Origin of the sequence: Micromonospora sp. MH33 (assembly GCF_003013775.1) — a bacterium.
In the GTDB taxonomy this organism is placed as follows: domain Bacteria; phylum Actinomycetota; class Actinomycetes; order Mycobacteriales; family Micromonosporaceae; genus Micromonospora; species Micromonospora fulviviridis.
Genome location: NZ_MUYZ01000507.1, coordinates 1 through 2,773, shown reverse-complemented (window position 1 = coordinate 2,773; position 2,773 = coordinate 1). Strand labels below are relative to the sequence as shown.

General features: G+C 64.8%; 1 protein-coding gene. It reads right to left on the bottom strand.

Annotated elements, in window-relative coordinates; all coding sequences use genetic code 11:
* On the bottom strand, positions 1-2,572 hold a 2,572-nt coding region (locus B0E53_RS38220), incomplete at its 3' end, for a hypothetical protein (RefSeq protein ID WP_210406339.1).
* Positions 2,573-2,773 lie beyond the last annotated feature (201 nt).

The window sequence follows — 2,773 nt, the reverse complement described above, 5'->3', positions numbered from 1 at the left end:
TCAACTCATGCCCATACGCACGAGACGGAAGACCCGCAAGCCAATGCAACTGAGTGATCCGACCCTCAGCGCCATCCCCACTCACATAGACGTTGTGGCTGTCCTTCAGGTCACTGTCGTACCGGCTGAGCCGAACCACCGTCTCCGCGGCCGGATCGAACACCACCGCCACCGCCTGCGACCCACCCTGCGACCCCAACCCCGCGTTGGTCTGCACCACCCACTGCTCAACCGCACCCAACGTGGCCCGAATCGCGTCCTCCGCCACGTTCGCATCCGGCACCAACCGAAGACGGAACACCACCGTCCCCGACTCACCACGCTGCACCCAATGGTCGACGTGGACCCGAACCCCCGCCTGCTCCCCCGCCGTCACCACCCGGAACGGACGCCCGCCCTCGTCCCCCGGCGTCGGCACGAACTCCAGCGGCGCCCGACCCTGCCACGTGAACCGATCCGACTCCACCCGCGTCATCTCGCCCCACGAAGGCAAACCCTCCGCACTGCGATACGACACCCGCCAACCACCATCAACCCACACCACCGACGGCTCCACCCCAGCCGCCCACCCCGACGACGACCCAACCCCGCCATCGGCCGAAGCCGCACCAGCCCACTCGAACGCCGCCGGCCCCCCGGGCAACCCACCCCCGGTACGCCGACGCTTCGCGGCTGGCCCCGCTGCGGCGCGCTCCCTGCGCTCCTTCCGCTTCTGAAGCTTCTCAATGAGCGCGCCGAACTCGGCGGCCGGCTTGCCCGTGTTGACAAGCCGATAAGCGTGCGTGGGCACCTCAGCCAACGGATGAGCGAGCCGGAAAGCCCGCACAGCTTCGTCATCCAACGGCATCAACGGCGCCTTGACCACCACGAAAACATTGTTGACGATATCCGGTCCGACCAGCCGCGTTCCCACCTGCAGGTTGATCGCCGCCCCGGCAGACAGATCCACCTCCAGCCCATCGATTGTCTTACCCGGACCGCCGACCTGCTTATCGACGGGTTCGGGTATCTTGGCGTTTTTCCAGAATGTGTCGTCGAAAGACACTCCGTCGAAAAGCGTCCACCGATTCCTCAACTCCCAGAAGGACTCCGTTAGGCGCAGCCGCTCGATGTCGCGGGCGGTGGGTGCGGGATCGGTCAGCCTCAGATACAGAACCTTCCCCCCGGTCGGCTCGGCCGGGATTTCCGCAACCGCGAGGGGTTGACTATCAACGCCATATCCGACTTCGAGAACAACCGGGCCGCGGGGGATAACTGCCGGAATTCCGTCGGCAAATTCAACCCGCGAGATAACGGTTCTCCTGGTTGCACCGTCCGCGCTGAAACGCACGACCAAGACGCCATATTCGTGCGCTACCGTCACCATCCGGAAGGAGTCACTGAACGGCGGCTTGTCGGGTTCCAATACTCGGACGGATGCTCGGTTCCTCAGCTCGGCCAGCTCGTTGTCGTCGAACTTGCGGCCGAGTTCCTGGTAGATCGAACTCTCGATACCGTCGGCCGTGGTGTACGGGATCCTGGCAATACCGACTCCCTGCCCGCCGACCTTTCCGAAGTCGACAGAGACCATATCGCCGGGGGCGACGAGCCGGGCGGTATTCAGAACAGGCAGAGTTTTGCCGCCCAACCAGAGGTTCGAACTGACGCCCCTGCCCTCCCCCCCGGCGGTCAGGCGGAGGGTGAATGGGGATTCAAGTCGCGGGCTCTCGTCCTGCCAGCCGCTGTCTTCCTGGAGGCTGTTGAAGTACCGGCGATGTTCTACGAGTTCTTTGGCCTGGCGACGAGGGGAAACGGGCTGCTTACGGATGGCCGCAAGGTTACGGTGGAATACGGCTTGCAGAATGTGCTTGTGCCTGTTGGTCGACTCCGCCTCCGCTGAAGCGATCTGGGGTTTCAGCAGATTGATCACGTCGTTGAAGAGGGCGTCCAGACGTTCCTTTGCGTTGGCGGACATGGTTGTCTGCGGGAAGCCACTGTCGAGGCGGGGGTCGGCTGGATCAAAAGGTAGGAGGCGGTGGTAGGCGCCCTTCCAGAAGACGACCTGGTGCCGGACGGCACCAGCGCGGGGCGCCGGGCCGATGTCCTGCGGTGCGTCGAACGGATGATGGACCCGCATCGACATGGACAACGCCCCGGCCACGAGATACGGAACCACATGCACGAGTTCGAAATCCCCGGATTTGCCGTTGGAGAGCGTACCGAGCCAGATCCGGTGCAGGGCTTGCCGTTGCTGCTCCGACACACCCGCCGGATACGGAAGGAACTCTCTCAACGTCGACTGCTCGCCCCGCGCGAGGTCGTCGGCCAGCCGGCGAGCCACCCACGCACGCAGCCCAACCGCGTCCCTGATGCCCGGCACCTTCGACAACTCCGGAGTGTTCAACAATGAGCGGTAGAAGGTGTTGGCCGCTGGCTTTTCCTCGGCGTCAAAGGTGTCGAACACGTCGTCCACCCAGTCGTCGAACTGCTTCTCGACATGGTACGCAGAATTCGCCAACCGCGCGGTCGCCGCTATTACTTCCTCATCGAAGCTCTGCGGCGCCCCTTCCGGGTCGACCGCCGGAGTCGACATGTCCACTACCCCGGACGGGTCCCCCGTCCACCCCAGGTCCGCGAACTCCGGGCCAAGATAAAACGGGTCGTAGTATTCCGCTGAATCGGACGGCTGCCCGCCCGCGTCGGCGTCGGTCGGGGGGTGCCATTCCATCGCCGCCGGCCGGCCCGGCAGCGAACCCGAAACCCGCTCCGACGACCCGACGTCCGACCCGGACGA